The organism is Streptomyces sp. NPDC049627 (assembly GCF_044465645.1).
Lineage (GTDB): Bacteria > Actinomycetota > Actinomycetes > Streptomycetales > Streptomycetaceae > Streptomyces.
Genome location: NZ_JBITLW010000014.1, coordinates 241,409 through 261,321 on the forward strand (window position 1 = coordinate 241,409; position 19,913 = coordinate 261,321).

General features: G+C 73.8%; 15 protein-coding genes and 1 pseudogene. 11 read left to right on the plus strand and 5 right to left on the minus strand.

Going from position 1 to position 19,913, the window contains the following annotated elements; translation table 11 throughout:
* Window positions 1-107 precede the first annotated feature (107 nt).
* The 3 genes from ACIBU0_RS34405 to ACIBU0_RS34415 form a co-directional block, all read right to left on the minus strand.
* Window positions 108-1,199, minus strand: a complete 1,092-nt coding sequence (locus ACIBU0_RS34405) for a LacI family DNA-binding transcriptional regulator (RefSeq protein ID WP_398826529.1) — start codon at window positions 1,197-1,199, stop codon at window positions 108-110.
* A 153-nt stretch (window positions 1,200-1,352) separates the two neighbouring features.
* Window positions 1,353-2,573, minus strand: coding sequence for a helix-turn-helix domain-containing protein (locus tag ACIBU0_RS34410; protein WP_398826531.1), 1,221 nt, complete (start codon window positions 2,571-2,573; stop codon window positions 1,353-1,355).
* A gap of 11 nt (window positions 2,574-2,584) precedes the next feature.
* The gene (locus ACIBU0_RS34415; RefSeq protein WP_398826533.1) at window positions 2,585-2,800 is read right to left on the minus strand and encodes a hypothetical protein; all 216 of its coding nucleotides are present in this window, start codon (window positions 2,798-2,800) and stop codon (window positions 2,585-2,587) included.
* A gap of 221 nt (window positions 2,801-3,021) precedes the next feature.
* Here ACIBU0_RS34415 and ACIBU0_RS34420 point away from each other — a divergent pair, with 221 nt between their 5' ends.
* The 10 genes from ACIBU0_RS34420 (at window position 3,022) to ACIBU0_RS34465 (ending at window position 15,053) form a co-directional block, all read left to right on the plus strand.
* Window positions 3,022-4,017 (plus strand): DUF3068 domain-containing protein, encoded by a 996-nt coding sequence (locus ACIBU0_RS34420; protein ID WP_398826535.1) that lies wholly within the window; start codon window positions 3,022-3,024, stop codon window positions 4,015-4,017.
* Window positions 4,018-4,213: 196 nt separating this feature from the next.
* On the plus strand, window positions 4,214-5,461 hold the full coding sequence (locus ACIBU0_RS34425; protein WP_398826537.1) for a glycosyltransferase family 4 protein: 1,248 nt from the start codon (window positions 4,214-4,216) through the stop codon (window positions 5,459-5,461).
* Window positions 5,458-6,231, plus strand: coding sequence for a class I SAM-dependent methyltransferase (locus ACIBU0_RS34430; protein WP_398826539.1), 774 nt, complete (start codon window positions 5,458-5,460; stop codon window positions 6,229-6,231). The genes ACIBU0_RS34425 and ACIBU0_RS34430 overlap by 4 nt, the downstream gene beginning before the upstream one ends.
* Window positions 6,228-10,457, plus strand: a complete 4,230-nt coding sequence (locus ACIBU0_RS34435) for an alpha-(1->3)-arabinofuranosyltransferase family protein (protein WP_398826541.1) — start codon at window positions 6,228-6,230, stop codon at window positions 10,455-10,457. Before ACIBU0_RS34430 ends, ACIBU0_RS34435 begins: the two co-directional genes overlap by 4 nt.
* Window positions 10,454-11,812 carry a condensation protein gene (locus tag ACIBU0_RS34440; RefSeq protein WP_398826543.1) on the plus strand — a complete coding sequence of 453 codons (1,359 nt, stop codon included), beginning with the start codon at window positions 10,454-10,456 and terminating at the stop codon, window positions 11,810-11,812. Before ACIBU0_RS34435 ends, ACIBU0_RS34440 begins: the two co-directional genes overlap by 4 nt.
* Complete coding sequence (locus ACIBU0_RS34445; protein ID WP_398826545.1) at window positions 11,809-12,561, plus strand: class I SAM-dependent methyltransferase; 753 nt, start codon at window positions 11,809-11,811, stop codon at window positions 12,559-12,561. The genes ACIBU0_RS34440 and ACIBU0_RS34445 overlap by 4 nt, the downstream gene beginning before the upstream one ends.
* Before the next feature lie 4 nt (window positions 12,562-12,565).
* A complete protein-coding gene (locus ACIBU0_RS34450; RefSeq protein WP_398826547.1) occupies window positions 12,566-13,471 on the plus strand; it encodes a DMT family transporter in 906 nt (301 codons plus the stop codon).
* Complete coding sequence (locus tag ACIBU0_RS34455; RefSeq protein WP_398826549.1) at window positions 13,468-13,680, plus strand: Trm112 family protein; 213 nt, start codon at window positions 13,468-13,470, stop codon at window positions 13,678-13,680. Before ACIBU0_RS34450 ends, ACIBU0_RS34455 begins: the two co-directional genes overlap by 4 nt.
* Window positions 13,681-13,717: 37 nt before the next feature.
* Complete coding sequence (locus tag ACIBU0_RS34460; protein WP_398826551.1) at window positions 13,718-14,458, plus strand: TetR family transcriptional regulator; 741 nt, start codon at window positions 13,718-13,720, stop codon at window positions 14,456-14,458.
* Between the two features lie 181 nt (window positions 14,459-14,639).
* On the plus strand, window positions 14,640-15,053 hold the full coding sequence (locus ACIBU0_RS34465; protein ID WP_398826553.1) for a Zn-ribbon domain-containing OB-fold protein: 414 nt from the start codon (window positions 14,640-14,642) through the stop codon (window positions 15,051-15,053).
* On the opposite strand, the gene ACIBU0_RS34470 is transcribed toward ACIBU0_RS34465, so the two are convergent.
* Window positions 15,035-16,435, minus strand: a complete 1,401-nt coding sequence (locus tag ACIBU0_RS34470; protein ID WP_398826554.1) for a Gfo/Idh/MocA family protein — start codon at window positions 16,433-16,435, stop codon at window positions 15,035-15,037. The genes ACIBU0_RS34465 and ACIBU0_RS34470 overlap by 19 nt on opposite strands.
* 152 nt (window positions 16,436-16,587) lie before the next feature.
* Here ACIBU0_RS34470 and ACIBU0_RS34475 point away from each other — a divergent pair.
* A pseudogene (locus ACIBU0_RS34475) lies at window positions 16,588-19,352 on the plus strand (hypothetical protein).
* 27 nt (window positions 19,353-19,379) lie between these two features.
* Here the strand turns inward: ACIBU0_RS34475 and ACIBU0_RS34480 are convergent.
* On the minus strand, window positions 19,380-19,766 hold the full coding sequence (locus ACIBU0_RS34480; RefSeq protein WP_398826556.1) for a PPOX class F420-dependent oxidoreductase: 387 nt from the start codon (window positions 19,764-19,766) through the stop codon (window positions 19,380-19,382).
* Window positions 19,767-19,913 lie beyond the last annotated feature (147 nt).

A 19,913-nucleotide genomic window follows, 5' to 3' on the forward strand; every position in this document is an offset into this window, starting at 1 on the left:
ACGGTTCGCTGAACGGGGTCGACAGGTCGTTCACGCCGAGCGCGTCAACTCCTCCGGCGCGACCTCAAGAGCGTTCGCGCGAAACAATCACACCGATCGCCGATCGATCACTCGGCGATCGGTGTGGCGCCGCAAGACGAGCGGATCCTCAACTCCGGGAGCAGATCAAGGTGTTGACGCGGCCCGGGCTTCTGCCCGCTGCGGCGTTCGGCCAGCCGCTGCAGCAGCAGCCCGGCGGCCAGCTCCCCCACCGAGCGCGTGGGCGGCGCGATCGCGGTGAGCGGTACGTCGGAGAGGCCGGCGACCTCGTCCTCGTACGCGATCAGCGCCAGGTCGTCCGGCACCCGGATGCCGCACGCCTGCAGCCGCGGCACCAGCACGATCGCGTCCTCGTCGCTGTGCACCAGCGCGGCGGTGACGCCACGCTTCTTCACCGCCGCGACGAGATGGTCGACGCCGGCCTCGTAGTCCCCGTGCTCGCGCACGGTCGGGGCGCCCTTGTCCGCGTCGAGGCCCAGCGCCCGCACCGCCGACTGGTAGCCGGCGGTGATCTGGTCGGCGTGCGGGCCCTCCTGCAGGACGGCGGTGATCCTGCGGTGGCCGAGTGCCGCGAAGTGGCCGACGGCGACGGCGGCGCCGTGGGCCCGGTCGGAGCGCACCCGGTCGAGTACCGCGGCGGGGTTGCCGGGCGGGGCCAGCCGCTCGACCAGGACGGCGGGCACATCGTGGTCCAGCAGCCACTTCTCCTGGCCGTTCTCGGGAACACCGCCGGACCAGCTGGGCGCGACGAGCAGTCCCTGCGCGCCACCGGACAGGAGGTGCTCGGCCTGGACCGGGTCCTCGGTGTCGACATAGCCGGACACCCCGAGGACCAGGCGGCCGCCCTGAGCCGCCACCGCCTCGCGGGCGCCGCGGACGATGTCGGCGAAGACGTGGTTCGCGGTCGGGACGATCATTCCGATCACCACGCTCTCGGCGCTCTGCGGCCGCTCCCCCACTTCGCCGGCCGCGTCCCCCGGCCACACCACCGCGCCGTGCAGCCGCCGCACCCGGCCCTGGGCGGCGAGCGCCTCCACATCACGCCTGAGAGTGACGGCCGAGACGCCGAGTTCCGCGGCGAGTTCGGAGACCCGGATGCTGCCCCGCTCACGGACGAGTTCCAGTACCCGCTCATGGCGCCGGTCCACGTGCAGTCGCATCGGTTCCCCCTGAGGCAAGGCCGGTCGAACGATCCACGGGCCCGCGCGAGCGTGATCCCGAGGCCGCACACTCTACGCCCACCATCGTATCGATCGTTTTCGATCAATACGATCACCAAGTCGCTCAGTCTGCCGGTCAAGCGTGTGTGCCGGTCAAGCGTTCGGATCGGTGAGCTCTCCACGCAACCGGCGCGTGCGCAGGATCAGTTCGAGTTCGAACCGGCGATCGGGGTCGTCCAGGTCGTCGCCCCACAACTCCTTGATCTGCCGCAGACGGTTGCGCACCGTCTGGGGATGGACACCGAGCCGGGCCGCCACCTCGGGCGCGCCGCCCTGGGTCTCCAGCCGGGCGAGCAGCGTCTCGGCCAGGCGGCGGGCCTGCTCCGGGCCCACCTCGGTCAGCCGGTCGAGCCGGCGACGGGCGAGGTCGTCGATGAGTTTCCCGGCAGGGAGCAGCACGAGCGCCTCGGCGTGTTCGCTGCAGCTCAGAAGACCTCCGTGCGGAAGCAACCCCTCCTGGATCATGCGCGCGGCCGCCGTCGCCCAGTGCAGCGAGGTGGCGGCCTGCGTCACGGGAACGCTGGGGCCGATGGCTCCGGACCAGCCGCCCATGGCACGGTGCAGCCGCTCCACGCGGCCGGGTGCCTCGGGATCCGGGAGAACCAGCCGGGGCGGTTCGCCGTCCAGGTCGAGCAGGACCTCGTCGCCCAGGGCGGGCGTGAGGAGTTGCCGGTCGGGACGGAGCAGGACGGCCACGGCGACCTCGTCGGGCAATGGCCAGTCGACGGCGGCGGCGCGTTCGGCGACGGCGGCGAGGGTGGCCGGCGGATCGGCGCGGTGCTCGGTGAGGAGGAGGTCGACCAGCAGACGCCGGCGGCGGATCCGCTCTCCGGCCTGGCCGGCGGCGACCTCGGCGTAGCCGTGCAGGGAATGGGACACGAGCTCGTCGAGGTACTCGAACGCGGACTCGGCGAGTTCGTACATCGCCGGTGGCGGAATCTCGACCTTCTGCCCGATCTCGGCGAGGCTGCGCCAGGCCAACCGTACGTTCAGCCGGTAGATCGCCTGGAGGGAGTCCAGGCGACGGCCCGCGAGTGCCTGGTTGCGTCCGAACTCCCGGAAGACCTCGGGGAGTTCGCGGGGCTGTTCGATGTCGGTGGTCAGCTGCCCCACGAAGTTCTCCAGGGCGAGCCGGATCGCCAGAAGTGCCTTCGGCTCGCCCAGGGCGTCGGTCGTCAGCTGGAGGTTCGGGAACTCCTGACGCATGGCCCGCAGGATGTCCCGCGCGATGTCCGGCACCTGTTCCATGGCGAGGTCGGCGAACCGCCGTACCTGGTCGGGCGGCACCTTCTGCCAGGCGGGGGGTGCGGGCACGGGCACGCCTCCTAGCGCTCCGTGGCCTGCGTGCGCGGTCCGGGCGGCGCAGACCGCTCGGGCGGCGCGGGCGCGGGCCGGTCGTCGGCCGGGTCGGGGAAGGTGACGAGCGGCACGTTGGGCTGCTCGGGAGGGGCGTTCAGGGCGGCGACGAGACCGAAGGCGGCGCCCGCGGCCAGGACGGCGGAGAGCGCGGACGTCAGCAGGGCGGCGAAGGTTCTGGGCATGGGGACGAGGAGCCTCTCGGTCGATGAGGTTGTCACCCAGCGTTCCGGCCCGGTCCGGCACGATCAGTATTAAGTCGGTGTTGACACCGGGTCAAGAGCGGCTTAATTTCGCCGGTCATAACTACTTACCGCCCGGTAGGTCATCTTTGCCCCGGGTGAGCCGGACTGTCCAGCGCAGGGTCGCACAGTCCGTTTCTTTCCGCTGCCACCGGAGTGCCCTCATGCGCCGTACAGCTTCCGTTCTGTCGCTGATCCTGCTTGGGTCGGGCGTGTTCGCGCTGGTTTTCGGCCAGCTTCTCGACCGGTATGTGGAGCCGCGGGTCAAACGCACGCCGGTGGATGTCGTGACGGACTCGGTCCTCACCGGTACCGGCAGCTATTTCGACGCCGGCGCCCTGAAGACCGTGCAGGGGAAGCAGATCACGATCACCCGCCGCATCGTGGGCGACGTGGCCGCTGCCGAGCGCAGCGGGAACGCGGTGTGGAACGTCTCCACGCAGATCGACACCCCCGCCACCCTGCCGCTCCGGGACCCGCGCAGGTCACTGCAGTGGACCACCGAGCGCTGGGTCACGGACCGGCGGACCAACCTGCCGGTGCACTGCTGCGGCGAGCAGCCGTCGTTCCGGGGCGACGCCTATCTGAAGTTCCCGTTCGACGTGCGCAAACGCACCTACCGCTGGTGGGACGGCGTGCTGGGCGCGGCCGTACCGCTGAAGTTCTCGGGGACCGAGAAGGTGCTCGGGCACGAGGGCTACCGCTTCACCGCGGCCGTGCCGCCCAGGCCGACGGGTGTCACCCGTGAGGTGCCCGGAGCGCTGGTGGGACGGCCGAAGCAGCGGCAGGTGACGGCCGAGGAGTGGTATGCCGACGCCGGGATCGAGCTGGTGGTGGAGCGGCGCACGGGCCGGATCATGAATGCGCGTATCGCGCCGAAGATCACGCTGCGCGCGCCCGGCGCCCGGTACGACGCCGTCACCCTGCTGGCGAGCGACGGACTGGCGTTCACCGACGCGACCCGGCGCACCCAGGTGGCCCAGACCGTGCGCGACAGCCGCCGGCTGGAGCTGCTGGGCGAGACCGTGCCCGGGCTCGCCACGGTCACGGGCGGGGTGCTCGCGGCCGCCGGACTGGCGTTGCCGGCCCGTGCGCGGCGGCGGCAGGCGGCGGTGGCGGAGGGCGCACAGGGGACCGACGGCACTCATCCAGGTGACTGATCCGGGCGCTCGGCCAGGGCGAAATTGTCACCCGCGTGCGTAGCCAGACCGAACAGTCCATCCGAAAACTTACGTTACCTACCAGTACATCCGTGTTCTCCCGGAACCGGCCAACCGTCATACAACGTCCCCGCCCAGCGTGTCTCCCCGGACGCCCGGCTCCCCCACCCCCCGCATCCGACGAGGTGGAGCAACGATGCCCCAGCACGCTCCCTCCCTGGTCCCCGGCCAGGAGGACATCGCCCCCGCTCATCCGCGTACCGCTGATCCCCGTACCGCCCGCCACCGGGCCTCCGGTACCGAGGCGACCGCCTCCGGCTCGTCCCCGTACCCGCGCCGGATCGTCTTCCTCGCCCGCCGCGACCTGGGCAACCCCGCCGCCGGCGGCTCCGAACTGCTCGTCGACCGCATCGCCGACGGACTGACGGCCGCGGGCCACCAGGTCACGCTGCTGTGCGGCGGCCCGGCTGCGTACCGCGACTACCGCGTGGTGTCGGCGGGCGGCGACGCCGGTCATTTCCTGCGCGCCAGGCGGGCGTTCGCCCGTCAGGTGGGCGACTGCGACCTGCTGGTGGAGGTGTGCAACGGCATGCCGTACCTGGCACCGCTGTGGCACAACGGCCCGACGCTGTGCCTGGTGAACCATGTGCACACCGACCTGTGGGACATGCGCTACCCGGGCCCGATGGCCCGCCTCGGCCGCAGGCTGGAGCACTGGGCGCTGGCCGGCCCGCACCGCGACGGCCTGACCGTCGCCGTGTCCGACTCGACGGCAGCGGCCCTGCGCGCGATCGGGGTGGGGCCGGAGCGCATCAGGGTGGTCCACAACGGCGTCGACGCCCCCGCCCCGCTGCTGCCCAAGGCGCCCGAGCCGCTGTTCGTCGCGGTGGGACGGCTGGTCGAGTACAAGCGGATCGACCTGCTGCTGCGGCTGTGGGAGCGGGTGCGTCCGGTCACCGGCGGCCGGCTGGTCGTCGTCGGCGACGGCCCCGAGCGCGCGCGGCTGCAGGCCCTGGCCGGGCCCGACGTGGTGTTCACCGGCCGGGTCTCGGAGACGGAGAAGCACCGGCTGCTGTGCCGGGCGTGGCTCCTGCTGCATCCGTCCCTGGTGGAGGGTTGGGGCCTGGTGGTCACCGAGGCCGCCGCGCGCGGCACTCCGGCCGTCGGCTTCGACGTACCCGGTCTGCGCGACTCCGTGGTGCACGGGGTGACGGGTGTGCTGGCCGGGGGCGAGAGCGCGTTCGCCGCGGCCTGGTGCACCCTCGCGCTCACGCCGGAGCGCCGCGCCGTCATGGGACGGGCCGCCGAGGCGCGCGCCGAGCACTTCCGGTGGAGCAGCACGGTCCGGCAGTTCCGGGAGGTGGCCGCGGAGGCCTGGCGCCCGGCACGGTCCGCAGCGGGCGGCCCGCCCGTGGCACCCGGCGCACGAGGTGACCGCACATGACTGACGTCGTCGAACACACCCTCAGGGACCCTTCCCTGCGCCGGTCGTTCACCCTGTTCAGAGCCTTCATGCGGGAGCAGGGCGACCCCGACCGCTGCTACTCGCTGCTGGCGCGCGACGCGGTCGACCAGGTGGCCCGCCACACGGATCTGCGGGGCCGGATCGTCCTCGACGTCGGCGGCGGACCGGGCCACTTCACCGAGGAGTTCCGCCGCCGGGGCGCGCACGGCTACCTCTTCGAGCCCGACCTGCGCGAGTTGGGGGCGCGGGGCCGCCCGCCGGAGGGTGCGGTGGTCGCCGACGGCTATCTGCTGCCGGTGCCCGACGGCGTCGCGGACGTGTGCTTCTCCTCGAACGTGCTGGAGCACGTGGCGGATCCGCAGACCTTCCTCAGCGAGATGGTCCGGGTGACCCGGCCCGGCGGACTGATCTACGTCTCCTTCACCAACTGGCTCTCCCCCTGGGGCGGCCACGAGACCGCACCCTGGCACTACCTCGGAGCCGACCGGGCACGCGCGCGCTACCGGCGGCGCACCGGCCGCGCGGCCAAGCACACCGTGGGCGAGAACCTCTTCCCCCTCCACATCGGCCCCGTGCTGCGGTACGTGCGCGCCCGCGAGGACGTGCGCATCGTCTCGGCGCGCTCCCGCTACTGGCCGTTCCTCCCGGGCGCCGTCACCCGGATCCCCGGCCTGAGAGAGATCGCCACCTGGAATCTCCTGCTGATCCTGCGGACCGGCCAGGCCCCCGCCGGCGAGGCACGCTCATGAACACCACCGTCCACGCACTCGCGCACGCCGCCCCCGCACCTCCGCCGACGGCCCCGCCCGCGCAACGCCACGGCAGACGCCTGCTGTTCGGCTTCTGGGCGGCCGTGTTGACGGCCTTCCTCGCGGTGTCCCCGGGACGCATGACGTTCGAGACGAAGCTCGCGGTGGCCGCCGATCCGCTGCGTTTCCTCGGCGACCTCGGTCAGTTGTGGCACGACCGGGCGGGCTTCGGCGGTATCTCCGACCAGTACGTCGGTTACGCCTTCCCGATGCTGCCGTACTACGCCCTGACGGACCTGCTGCACATGCCGGTGTGGCTCGCCGAGCGACTGTGGCTGTCGATCGTCGTGACGACGGCGTTCTGGGGTGCCCTGCGGCTGGCGGAGCGGCTGGGCGTCGGTTCGTCCCGGACCCGGCCGCCGGCCGCGGTGGCGTACGCGCTGTGGCCCACGTTCACGATCGTCGTCGGCTCGACGTCCGCCGCCGCACTGCCCGGCGCCCTGCTGCCCTGGGTGCTGCTGCCCCTGACCCGCGCGACGCTCGGCCCGCGCATCGCCGCCGCCCGTTCCGCGCTGCTCGTGCCCTTCATGGGCGGAGTCAACGCGGCGTCGACTCTCGCCTCTCTCCTGCCGGTCGGCCTGTATCTGCTCAGTCGGCCGAAGGGCCCCCGGCGCCGCGCGCTGCTCGCCTGGTGGCTGCCGGGTGTGGCGCTGGCGACCGCCTGGTGGACGGTGCCTCTGCTGCTCCTGCGCGTCTACGGCGAGGACTTCATGCCGTACGTCGAGCAGGCGGACACCACCACCGCCACCATGTCCGCGACCGAACTGCTGCGCGGCGCGGGCAACTGGGTGGCGTACCTGAACTTCGGCGAGGCCTGGCTGCCGGCGGGCTGGACCGTCGCCGCCTCCGTCGTCACGGTGCTCGGCTCGGCGTTCGCCGCCGCCCTGGGCCTGGCCGGTCTGGCCCGCCGGGACATCCCCGAGCGGCGCTGGCTGCTGCTGACCGTGCTGTCGGTCGCACTCATCGCCCTCGCCGGATACGGCGGCACCCTCGGCGCGCCCTTCCACGACACCGTGCAGGGCTGGCTCGACGGCACGCTCCGGCCGTTCCGCAACATCTACAAGTTCCAGCCGGGACTCGCCCTGGCGCTCGCCCTCGGCCTCGCCCACCTGACGGCGGTGGTCGCCGAGCGCCGCGGCTCCCGGGCCTCGCGCGGCCGCCGGTTCGTTCCGCTGGTCGCCGCCCTCCTCGTCCTGCCGGGTCTGGCCTGGCCGTACGTGAACGGCACCGTCCTCCAGCCGGGCGCGTTCACCAGGCTGCCCGCGCACTGGGAGCAGGCCGCCGACTGGCTGGACGACCATGCCGCGGACAGCCGTGCCCTCGTCGTACCGGCCACCGCGCACGGCATCTACACCTGGGGCTCCCCTATCGACCAGCCCTTCGACGTCCTGGCGAGGACCCGGTGGGCGCAACGGGACTTCGTACCGTTCGGCACCGCCGGCTCGCGGCGGGCGCTGGACGCGGTCGAGCAGGCACTGCTGTCCGGCGGTGAGGTACCGGGCCTCAGGCCGTACCTGGCGCGGGCGGGGTTGCACGAGGTGGTCGTGCGCAACGACCTCGACCCCGACCAGATCGGCTACGTCCCGCCGCAGACGGTCCGGCGGACCCTGGAAGCCTCCGGCTACCGAAAAGCCGCCGGCTTCGGCCCGCTCGTGACCGCCGGACGCATCCCCGCCGGCACGCCCGTCCAGGTGCAGGGCCTCTACCCGCGTCTGCAGGCGGTGGAGATCTACGAGCCCGAAGGCGTCGCCGAACGGCCGGGGCGCGTCGGGGTCGCCGCGGCGGGCGACACGGCCGTGGTGAGCGGCGGCCCCGAGGCCCTGCTCCAGCTGTCCGCCGACCCGGCGCTGCGCGACCGGCCCGCCGTGCTGGCCGGCGACGCCCATCCCGGTGTCGACGCCCCCGCGGTGGCGGCCGGGGCCGATGGACTGCGCCGCGCCGACACCCGCTTCGGCCTGGTCGACTCCAACACCTCGTACACCTACACCGCCACCGAGCGGAACCCGTCGGGCAGCCTGCAGAACCCGGGCGAGCGGCCGAAGCAGATCCTGCCCGTGCCGGGCGCCGGCCATCAGACGACGGCCGTGCTGCGCGGTGCGGCATCCGTGACCGCCTCCAGCAGCGGGAACTGGCTGTTCCATCTGCCGCAGTACGACCCGGTGAACGCCTTCGACGGCGATCCGGGCACCGCTTGGGCCGAAGGCAGCCCGGGCGAACCGTCCGGCCAATGGCTGCGGGTGGACTTCTCCCGGCCCCGGTCGCTGCCGTCGGTGCTCCAGCTGACCCCGCTCCCCGCGGACGCCACGCGGCCCGCTCCCACGCGGGTGCGGATCGAGACGGACCGGGGTTCGGCCGACAGCACCCTGCGGCCGAACGGTGAGCGGCAGTCGGTCCGCGCGCCCGGGGGCCGGGCGAAGTGGCTGAAGATCGGCGTTCTGGACGCCGAGGCCGCGCGCCCCGGGCTGTCCGGCGCCGGATTCTCCGAGGTGACCGTGCCGGGGCTGAAGGTGACCCGGCTGCTGGCCCTGCCGGCCGACGCCGAGCGCCCCGGTGCGGATGCGCAGGTGTACTCGCTGCACCGCGGCACCGACCCGGGCGGGCTCGCTCCGGCCTCGGCGGAAGCGGGACTGCACCGGCAGTTCCAGACCCGGGGCGACACCGCCGCGTACGGCGTGTCGGCCCGGGCCGTGGCCGTGCCCGGCGACGCGCTGGACCGCCTGCTGGAGCGCGTCGCGCCGCAGCAGCACCGGAAGATCACGGTGTCCGCCGACTCCACCAGCCGTAACGGCATCGCCCTCGGTGCGCGGAGCCTGGTCGACGGCGATCTGACGACGGCCTGGATCGCCGGGGACCGGCCCGTAATCCATCTGAGCTGGCCGGGCAGGAGGAAGATCGACGAGATCGTCCTCGGGGCCGCGGGCGGCCTCTCCGCCCGCCCCGAGCAGGTGCGGATCAGTTCACCGCACGGCACGGCGACGGCGGAGGTGGGCTCCGGCGGGCTCGCGCGGTTCGACGCGATCAGCACGGACCGCCTCGACATCACGGTCACCCGGACCGCCCCCTTGACCCTCTACAACCCGGTGGCCGACGAACGGCTCCACCTCCCGGTGGGCCTGAGCGAGGTGTACGTGCCGGCGCTGGCCGACCTCCGGGTGCCGCAGCCGAAGCCGGACGCCCGCTTCTCGCTGCCGTGCGGACAGGGCCCGGCGCTCGACGTCGACGGGACGCCGCATCCGACGAAGGTGTCCGGTCCGGTCCGCGACCTGACGGAGCGCCGGCCGGTGCGGGTCGAGCTGTGCGGGGCCGAGGCGAAGGGCGGCAACCTGGCACTGGCCGCCGGCAGGCACCGTGTGGAGTCCGCCGACACCGGGCCGCTCGCCCTCACGGACGTCACCCTGTCCCGGGGCGACCCGCGTGCCCTCTCCGGCGCGGCGGACCGCGAGGTCGCCGTACGGAAGTGGGCCGGCGACAGCCGGGCGGTCGCCGTGTCCGCCGGTTCGGGCGAGGCGGCGTACCTGCGGACGTACGAGAACGTCAACGACGGCTGGAAGGCCACGCTGAACGGCGAGGAGCTCACCCCGGTCCGGCTCGACGGCTGGCAGCAGGCCTGGCTGATTCCGGCCGGGAAGTCCGGCACCGTACACATGGAGTACGAGCCCGCGGGGCCGTACCGGGCCGGGCTGATCGGTGGGGCTGCCTCGGTCGCCGTGCTCGTGGCACTCGCCTTGGTGGGGCGGCGACGCCCCGCTCGAACCGCCCCCGGGGACACGGGAGTTGCGCCGCCGCCGGGTCCGGTTCTCGGCATCGTGGCGCTCACCGCGGTCGTCGCGCTGGTGGCGGGCCCGCTCGCCCTGGTGGTTCCCGTACTCGCACTGGTCGCCCGGGTGCGGCCCGGCGCCCTGGTGCCGGTCGCGGCGGCGGCGATGGCGGGGGCGGGCATCACCGCGGCGACGGGAGCGGGCGTACCGGTTTCCGCCGACCGTGGCGCGTTCGGCGGGGTCGCGCAGGTGCTGGCGCTCGTGGCCCTGTCCGCCGCCGTGGTGACGACCGGCGCGGGCAGGCCGGGAATGCGCGGCGGCGAGAGTGCGGGCGGGCCGGGAAGCCGCGGCGGCCCTGGAGCGGACGGGCCGGGAACCGGTGTCCGGGTCAGAGGCGGTGCGCGGTGACCGCGCTCCCGGCCGACCCCGGCTTCGAGCGCGGCGGAGTTCCGGTCGGGTCACGGCTGGCCTTCCCGACCGTCGACGAGGTGTCCCGGCACTTCCTCAGCGACGACGAGCCGGAGACCGTCCACATCGAGGTCCATCTGCCCGGCCGGCCGGACCCGCGGCGCCTGCGGGAGGCCTTCCACCGGGCGCTGCTCCTCCACCCCCGGATGCTCGTACGTCAGGCACCGCACCGCTGGTACCGGCGGTCCTACGAGTGGGAGCTGACCGGCACCCCGGACGTGGACCCGGTGAGCTTCGCCGGTCCGGGGCCGCAGGCGCTCGCCCGTGCCCGGGCCCGGGCGCTCTCCGTGTGCCCGCCGCTGCACCGGTCGCCGCCCCTGCGGCTGGAGGTGGTCACGGTGAACGCCGTACGGTCCGTCCTCCTGCTCACCCTTCACCACACCGCGCTCGACGCGCCGGCCGGGTTGCGGCTCCTGGCCACGACGGCCGCGCTCTACGGCGGGGAGGGCACGGACACGGGAGGGAGCGCACGCGTCCGCCGGGCACTCGCCGGGCCGCGCGGGGACGGCCGGGTGCGCTGGGCCCGGCCCGCCCGGCTGGCCCCCGTCACCGCCGTCCGGCCGACGCGCGCAGGCAGTGCGGCGAACGGGATGCTGCTGCGGGAACTGCCGTTGCCACAGCCGGATCCGGCCGCCGAGTGGACCGTCAACGACCGGCTCCTGGTCGCCGCCTGCCTGGCGGTGGGCCGCTGGAACCACTCCCATGGCCTGCCCGACCGCCCGGTGCGGATCACCGTGCCCGTGGACGACCGTCCCCGTGACATGGCGATGCCCATCGGGAACGGGACGCGGCTCGTCGAGGTGCCGGTGACGCCGGAGGACCGTTCCGACGCACCGCTGCTCCTGGGCCGGCGTCCCGACCCCGCCGCCGTGACGCGGCTGCTGCACACCACCGCGCGGCGCACCCGGACGCTGACGGCCCAGCGGCGGACACCCCTCGGAGCGGGAGCGGACCTGCTCACAGCGCCCGTACTACCGGTCGGGATGCGCGGCGCCCTGACGCGGGGGGTGCGTCGGGCCGCCGCGCCGTGGACGTCGACGCTGCTGCTCAGCAACCTCGGGCGGATTCCGTATCCGCTGGACTTCGGCGATGCCGGGCGGGCCCGTGCCGTGTGGTTCTCCGCGCCCGCTCGCATGCCGCGCGGCCTGAGCGTGGCGGCCGCCTCCACCGGCGAACGCCTGCAGCTGGCGCTGCGCTGGTCGCACGCCCTCCTCGACGACCCGGCCGGCGCCGCACTGGCCCGGCTCTTCGAGGAGTGTCTCGCCCTGACGTACGGCCTTCGGAGCGCGCCATGACCACCTCCCCCGCCACCGCACACGCCCCCGCCGGCGGACTGCGCGACTTCTACGAGGACCCCGCCGTCCCCGTCGCCTCCGGCGAGGACCGCAGCCGGCGCCAGGCCCGGATGCTGGCCGGTGCGCTCGGTCCGGTACGGCCGGGCCGTGCGCCCGCCGTCGTGCTCGACGTGGGGTGCGGGGACGGGTCGGCGGCGGCTGTCGCCGCGCGCGTCCTGGACGGGCACCGGATCGTGGGCGTCGACTGGTCGCAGGACGCGCTGCGCCGGGCGGCACGGCGGCTCCCGCAGGTCGTACGGGGCGAACTGTCCGGCGGCGGGCTTCCGTTCGCGTCCGGCAGTGCGGACGCGGTGCTGTTCAGCGAGGTCGTCGAGCACCTCGTCGACCCCGACGGCGCCCTCGACGAGCTGCGCCGGGTGCTGCGGCCGGGCGGTCACCTGATGCTCTCCACCCCGAACCTCGCCGCCTGGTACAACCGGGCACTGCTGCTCGGCGGCGTCCAGCCCGTCTTCTCGGAGGTGAGCCTGCGCCGGATCCACGGCAGGCCGGGCAGCCAAGTGGTGGGCCATCTGCGGCTGTTCACGGCGCGCGCACTGCGGGAGTTCGTGACCGCGTCCGGCTTCGAGGTCGTACGGGTGGAGGGCGCCCCCTTCCACGGGGTTCCGCGTCCGCTGCGGCCGCTGGACCGGCTCGCATGCCGGCTGCCCTCCCTGGCCTCCGTCCTCCTCGTGCACGCGCGCAGGAGGTAGCGCGATGGTCTGGGGAGTGGCCGCGGCGCTGCTGGCGAACGTCCTGTACAGCACCGGGTTCGTGCTGGAGAAGCGGGCGCTGGCCGCTCTGCCGCCGCTGCGCGCCGGACGGCCGGGCCGGGCGGTGCTCCTGCTCGCCGGGAGCCCGCTGTGGCTGGGCGGCGCGCTGGCGCTGGCGCTGGGCTTCGCCGCTCAGCTGGCCGTCTACCGGGTGCTGCCGCTCGCGGCCGCGCAAGGGCTGTTCGTCTCCGGGCTGGCGCTGCTGCTCCTGCTGTCCTCGGTGGTGCTCGGCGAGCGGCTGACGGCCGCGGAGCTGCGGGGTGTCGCCGTCATCGGGGTGGCGCTGCTGCTGATGGTGGCCTCACTGCGCGAGGGCACCGAACCCATCGCCCGCACCGCCGAGGCCGGTCCCCTGCTAGGGCTGTGCCTTCCGGCGCTCGCCCTCGGTCTGTGGCTGTACGGCACGGCCGAACGGCGGGCCCGGCGACGGCACCGGCCGCCGCCGACGGGTGTGGTGTACGCCGTGGCGATCGGGCTGCTGTACGGGGTGAGTTCGCTCGCGATCAAGGGCGTCTCCGGACACCTCACGACCGCGGGCCCCGCCGCCGCCGTACCGGCCCTGCTCACCTCCCCCTACCCCTACCTGCTGCTCCTCACCGGAGCCTTCGGCCTCGTGCTCTCGCAGAGCGCCCTGCAGCGCTGCCGGGCCTCGCTGATCGTGCCCGTGTGCACCACCGTCACCTGTGTGTTCGGCGTGGCGGGCGGCACGGTCGCGTTCGGCGAACCGCTTCCCGAGGACCCGCTGCGGCTCGTCCTGCGCCTGGGCGGCACCGCGCTCGCCCTGGCCGTCGTCCTCACCCTGCCGCGGCACCACACCGACCGTCCCACCCACGAAGGGAACCGCTCATGAGGCCCGACGACCCGCTGCTGAAGATCCTGGTCTGCCCGCTCGACAAGGGCCCGCTGATCCTGGACCCACGCGGCTGCGCCCTCTACAACCCCCGCCTGCGCCGCCGCTATCCGGTGATCGACGGCATCCCGCACCTCCTCCCCGCTTCCGGCGAGCCGGTTTCCGACGAGGAGCTGGCTGCACTCAGTACCCTTCCGACAGCGCACTGAGTGCCATCGGCCCCGCTCTGGTGCTACGTTCCCGTCCATGAGCTCCAGCAACGCGGCACCCGGCCGCGACGAGAAGTCGGAGGCCGGGGCGGCACGGCCCCCGATGCGTCAGGCGCTGATCGCGGCGGCCTTCCAGCTGTTCCTGGAGCGGGGTTACGAGCAGACCACCGTCGACGACATCGTGGCACTGGCCGGCGTCGGCAGGCGGTCCTTCTTCCGCTACTTCCCGTCCAAGGAGGACGTGGTCTTCCCCGACCACGAGCGGTGCCTCGCCGACATGACGGCCTTCCTGGCCGCGAGCGACGAGGAGCACGAACCGGTGCGGCGGGTGTGCGACGCGGCCCGCCTGGTGCTGCGCATGTACGCGGAGAACCCGACCTTCTCGGTGCAGCGCTACCGGCTCACCAAGAAGGTGCCCGGGCTGCGCGCCTACGAGCTGTCCGTGGTGTGGCGGTACGAGCGCGCCCTGGCCGACTATCTGCGCGGGCGCTTCTCCGGCCGGCGCGACGGAACCCTGCAGGCCGATGTGATCGCCGCCGCCGTCGTGGCGGCCCACAACAACGCGCTGCGGTCATGGCTGCGGTCGGACGGGCAGGACGACGCGAGCGCCGCGGTGGACCACGCGCTGGGCTATGTGCAGTCCGCCTTCGGTGTCGCCCCGGCCGAGCACCCCGCTCCGGACGGGCCCGCCGACGACGTGGTGGTGGTCGTGTCCCGGCGCGGCGCACCGCTGTGGCGGGTCGTCCAGGAGATCGAGACCACGCTCGGCCGCGACTGACCCAAGCCCGAGCACCGGGGCTCCCTACAAGATCCATAAATCCAGGGAACGCAGTGCCTTTACGAGTGGCACTCAGTGCCATACTCTGTGGCCTGTGCACGGTGGCACAGCGACCGGGCACGTGCGTGCACGGACGACCCGCGCACGTGGGATTCCGGCCGAGCGCAGGGAGTTGAACGGCGTGTACCACCACTCAGGAAGCGTTGCTCGTCCGACCACCGGCTTCGCGGCCGGCCTTCTCGAACCCACGGCCCCGGACACCGAGGCCGTGCTCTTCCAGCGCTGCACCTGGTGCGGCACCGCCATGTACCACCGGCTGCTGTGCCCGGTGTGTCAGGGCAGTGACCTGCGCACGGAACGCAGCGAGGGCGTGGGGACGGTCCGCCACTCCACGGTGGTGCACCGCAACACGCCCGCCGCACGCAATGTGTCGCTGGTCGAGATGGCCGAGGGCTTCGTCGTGCGCGGCCGGGTCATGGGCCCGCCCATCGGCATCCACAGCGGAGACCGGGTCCGGCTGTCCACGGCGAAGGACCCGGTCCGGGGCGAGCCGGTGTTCCAGCTGATCGACGAGCCCTACCGGGCCTGGACCTGAGCCGTCGGCTCCTGAGCGCCCGAGCGCTCCCGGACGCCGGGGACCAACTCCCGTATGTCGACGGGTCGTCCCGTCTCGAAGCACTGGTTGGCGGCGAGCCCGACGGCCAGCGCCAGCGCGCCGTCGCGTTCGGTGGCCGTGGGCTGTGACGCCGTACGCGCCGCCGCACCCGCGTCGGCCGGATACGCCGGATCGACGGGACCGAAGAGGGCGTCGAGCATGCGAGGGTCACCCCCGCCGTGGGCCTCGTGGGCGGCCACGAGCGGAACGTCCACCGGAGGCCGCCACAGCGGCCGCAGCGTGAGCCGTACGCCGCCCGCATGGCCGGCGGCCGTGTCCCCGTGCGGCGCCCCGCTGCCTACGCCGGTCCGGGTCCGGGGCGGCTGCCAGCGGCTCTCCTCCACGTCGAGTTCCAGCCGTCCGGCACTGCCGTTGAACATCACCCGGTAACCCTCCCACGGGGAGTACGCGGTGAGGTGGTACGTCATCGTCGCGCCCTTGGCGTACCGCACGAGGACGGCCATGTCGTCCTCGATGGTGACGGCCCCGTCGAAGACGTTGCGGTCGCGGACGTACCCGTCGTCCCGCTCGGCGTCGAGATAGAGGGCGCGCAACGTGTCGTCGGCCGCCAGGTCCAAGGCGAAGGGATCGTCGGCGGCCTGCTCGGCGCCGTGGGCGCGGTCGTACTCCCGGCGCAGCCCGTGTCGTTCGCCCGCAGCGCGGCCGTAGAAGCCGAGCCGCCCGTAGCCGAAGACGTCCCTCGGCTCGTCGGCGAGCCACCAGTTGACCAGGTCGAAGTGGTGGCCGGCCTTGTGCACCATCAGGCCGCCGCTGTGCCGCTTCTCCCGGTGCCAGCGGCGGAAGTAGTCGGCGCCGTGGCGGACGTCGAGCAGCCACTCGAAGTGGACGGAGAGGATCTCGCCGATCGCGCCGTCGGCGAGCAGTTCGCGGACCGTCTCGTGCACCGGGTTGAAGCGGTAGTTGAAGGCGACGGTGAGGGAGTTGCCGGTCCCCCGCACCGTGTCGAGGATGCGCGCGCAGCGCTCCGCGTCGACGGTCATCGGTTTCTCGGTGACCACCCGGCAGCCCGCCTCCAGGGCCGGGACGATGTAGCGGTCGTGCTCGGCGTCGACGGTGGTGACGACGACCTCGTCGATGTCCTCCTTCGCGAGCATCTCGGTGAAGCGGTCCGGCTCCCACCGGCCGGCGGCGGGTTCGCCGGCCTCGGCCAGCAGCCGGTTGTGGAAGGCCATGCGGGTGGGGCTGGGGTCGCAGAGGGCGGCAACCCGGTGGCCGGGGCGTTCGGCGAGGGCACGGGTGAAGGTCCGGGCGCGGTGGCCGGTGCCGACAATGGCGGCCCGATGACGGGGAGTTCGGCTCATTGGGGTGGCTTTTCCCACGGGCCGCTCACCCAGTCCTGAATCCTTCTCTGCCCTCCCTGTTCCCTCCCTTCACAGGCAACGCACAAGCACCGCCTTCCGTCCTCCCGGGTGAGGCCCCGGGACCGTCCCGGGGCGAGGGGAAGGAGGGGCACGTGATACGTGCCCGGCGCATATGGGCCACCGCGGTGGCGTTACTCGCGGTGGTGGGGGCGTCGCCAGGGTGGGCCCAGGCTCAACAGGCGTCAGACATACGGTCGTCGGCGGCCCCGGCCGACGAGGGTGACAGGCTGCCGGCCGACTGGAGCATCACCGGCGAGGGCACCGCGCGGAAGCTGGTGTGGCGGTCCGACGAACGGGTGCCCATGGGCGACGCCCGGATCGAGTTCTACGCCGGCGACCGTCTGCTCGGCCGCCCCGCCCCCGCGAAGGACGGGCGCACGTTCCGGCTCGGCCTCGACGCGGTCCGCCTGGACTCCGTGCGGGACCTTCAAGTGCGCGCCGCGGGGCGCCGGTTGGACGCGCCCGGCCCTGCCTCCGGCGCCCGCTCCGCGGTGCCCGTCCCGAAGCGGCTGCCGGCGAACCAGGTGGACCCCGGCAAGCCGGGCGCCTACCGCACCGTCACCGGCGAGTACGACCTCGACCCGTACGGCTGCCCGGGTTCCCCCAGCCGGTCGAGATGCGGGCCGTGGTGGTGGCGCCCAAGGGTGCCGACGGCCGCCGTCCGCTCGCCCTGTTCCTGCACGGCCGCCACTTCACCTGCTACACACCGCAGGGTGAGATCACCGGCGACTGGCCCTGCGCCGCCGGCGCCAAGCCGGTGCCGAGCCACCGCGGTTACCTGCGCGACCAGCGGCTCCTGGCCTCCCAGGGCTATGTGACGGTGTCGATCTCCGCCAACGGCATCAACGGCCAGGACTGGCAGGCCGAGGACGGCGGCGCGCAGGCCCGTTCCTCGCTCGTACGGCAGCATCTCGCCCGCTGGGCCGACTGGTCCGCCCATCCGGGCACGGCACCCGCGGCCGTGAGGAACGCGCCGAGGGCCGATCTGTCCCGTGTGCTGCTGGTGGGGCACTCGCGCGGCGGCGAGGGTGTCAACCGGGCGGCGATGGACAGCCTTTACCCGCCGCCCGCGGACCAGGACGGCGCTCACGGCCCGGTGCGCTGGCACATTCGCGGCACCGTCCTCATCGGCCCGACGATCTTCGGCCAGAACCCGGTTCCGGATGTGCCGTCGATGACGATCCTGCCGGGCTGTGACGGCGATGTCTCCGATCTCCAGGGCGAGGTGTACGTCGACGGCACCCGCCGGGTCAGCCGCGGTGCCGCGCTGCACAGCGCGGTGTACGTGGTCGGCGCCAACCACAACTTCTTCAACAGCGAGTGGACGCCGGGGCAGGCCGCGGCGCCCGCCGACGACGACTTCTGGAGCGACGAGGAGCAGCGCGACCCGGTCTGCTCCCCCGGTTCCCGCACCCGGCTGACCGCCGACCAGCAGCACAAGGCCGGGTCCACCTACATCGCGGCGGCGGCACGGCTGTTCGTCGCCGGGGACGACCGGGTCCGCCCGCTGCTCGACGGCTCCGGCCGCCGTGCCCCCTCGGCCGACCCCGCGCACGTCCTCACCCATGCGGTCGGTGCGCGGCGCGGCGCCGGATTCCTGCCGGACGACAAGGTCACGGTGAGCGGTGGTCGGCTGTGCTCGGCGGTGGATCCCGCCGCGGCCAAGGCCTGTCTGTCGTCGGAGACGGTCGGCGCCTCACCGCACTTCGCGCAGTGGGAGACCGACCGCGAGCCCGGCCGCCGCGCGGTCGCGCTGCGCTGGTCCGCGGCGGGGTCCCCGGTACGGATACGCCCCGAGCGGCCGCTGTCCCTCAAGGGCGCCAAGGCGCTGGCACTGCGCGTCATCGTGCCGCCGAACACCTCCGGAACGCAGCTGGACATCGCCGTCACCGACGCCGCCGGACGGCACCGCGACCTCGGCCGGGTCACGGTCGACGGGCTGCCGGGATCGGACCGGACCGCCTCGTACTGGGCGCGCGAGGTGCGCGTGCCGATCGGGGCCGACGACGCGGCCGCGCTCGACCTCAAGCACGTCAAGTCCCTTGAGCTGACGCCGCGTACGAGGTCGGGACGGGCCTGGCTGATGGACGCCTGGGCCTGGCGGGCGGGCACGCCGGAGGTTCGTGAGGCACCGCTGCCCCGGGTCGACGTCGGCAGGCTGAAGGTCGAGGAGGGCGACTCGGGCGTACGGACTTACCAGGTGCCCGTGCGCGTGCGGGGGCAGGGCAGCGGGCAGGTGCGGCTGTTCGTCTCCGACCCGGTCACGGGCAAGGTCACGGACCGGCTGGTGACCGTCCGGCCGGGCTCGGCCGCCCTCGACGTCCCGGTGAAGGTCGAGGGCAACACCCGCTACGGCTACGACGCCGAGCACAGCGTGTTCGTGAAGGCGGTCCGCACCGCCGTGGTCGGCGCCCACCTGGGCGGGGTGAACGTCGCGAACGACGACCCGGTGCCGACGATCTCCGTGACACCGGTCGCCGACCGGGTGACCGAGGGGCAGCCGCTGAAGTGGCGGATGACCTTGTCCGCGGTGGCCGACGCCGAAGTGGGCGCGGCGTACGCCGTGGTGCCGGTCACCGACGGTCGGGAGCTGTCGACGAAGGACGTCGACCCCGTCTGGTTGCAGGAGAACACCGGTGCGTCCCCGGATCCGGAACGACCGCTGTCCAAGGTGGACGGCTTCTCCCTCTGGGTGAGCGTCCCGAAGGGCCGGACCAGTGCGGAGATGCGGATCCCGACGCTCAAGGACCAGGTGGCCGAGGCGGCCGAGTCGGTGCGCTTCCAGGCAGCCGACGACTCCGGTCAGCCGCTGCCCGGGGCGCCGGTGATGACGGGCACGGTGCTCGACGTGTCGTGACCCCTCACCTGACGCACGCTGCCCCGGTCAGGGCGTCAGCGTGATGCGCAGGCCGACTGTGCCGTTCACACCGCGGCGCAGTCGGCTGCCGAGGAGGCTGAGGCGGCCGGTGATCCCGTACTTGCGGGCGATGAGCCGGCGGTAGCGGGCACTGGTCGCCTCGTCGCAGATCTCGGCGGTGGCGGGGACCTGCTCGCCGGTGGGCCTGCCGCGCAGGTCACACGGGCCGACGAGGACATCGCCGCGGGCCCGGATGCGCTTGACCTTCCACGAGTCGGCGACCGTCCACACGCCCAGCGCGTCGCCGTCGCGGACCACCCAGACCGGTGTGGGCACGCCGGTGCCGTTCTTGCGGTAGCTGGTGATGAGCAGGTATTTGCCCGCGCCGAGCCGGTCGAGCGACGTGTCGTCCATGGCGCGAAGTGTAGGCAGCGGGGTGGGGGGGCCCCGCGGGGGCCCCCCCCCCCCCGCCCCCCCGCCCCCCCCCCCCGGCCGGGCCCCCCCGCCCCCGCCCCCCCCCCCCGCCGGGCCCCCGGTTCACCACCGGGGGGGGGGGCCCGG